The 606-nt window shown below is 38.0% G+C and carries 1 protein-coding gene; it reads right to left on the reverse strand.

Annotated elements, in window-relative coordinates; translation table 11 throughout:
* Window positions 1-606: hypothetical protein (locus Q428_RS15580; protein ID WP_035382142.1), on the reverse strand; the 606-nt coding region annotated here is incomplete at both ends.

A 606-nucleotide genomic window follows, 5' to 3' on the forward strand; every position in this document is an offset into this window, starting at 1 on the left:
GCTGCCGTCATATTCGTATTTGAATTTGACAACATCATTGTATTTCTCTGCTGTAACCCTGTCAAGGTCATCGTAATCATAGCTTACTTTATGACCATTACCATAGGTTGAGTAAAGGAGTTTTCCTGAAACAAGATTATAGGTATTTTCAATTAGCTTTTGAGTTCCTACTGAAACTGTTGTGTTATTTCCAAAGCTGTCATATCCGAAGGAATAGCTAAAGCCATTATGGGTAATTGTCTTTATTTTGTCATCTTCGTAACCATAGCTGTTGGTTATGGTTTTTGCATCCTGTGCGCTGCTTTCCTTTTTAGAAACCTGGGTTAATCTGTCAAGGTCGTCGTAGACGTAGTTTGTCTCGCTTCCATTGGCATCGGTTAACTTGTCTAGAGTTCCCTTAGTACTGTTGTAGCTGTAGGATACTTTGTTTCCCTCTGAGTCCTCAACCTCTTTAATATAGTTACCGTCTGTTGTATAGGTTGCATTTGAATTTATGACTGTTGTTCCTGCGGCATCCTTTATTTTTGATGTAAGTGGATTTCCGAAGGAATCGTAGGTAAATGCATAAACAACATTTTCAGCTGATGTTGCATCAAGTATATTATG

The organism is Fervidicella metallireducens AeB (assembly GCF_000601455.1).
Classification (GTDB): domain Bacteria; phylum Bacillota; class Clostridia; order Clostridiales; family Caloramatoraceae; genus Fervidicella; species Fervidicella metallireducens.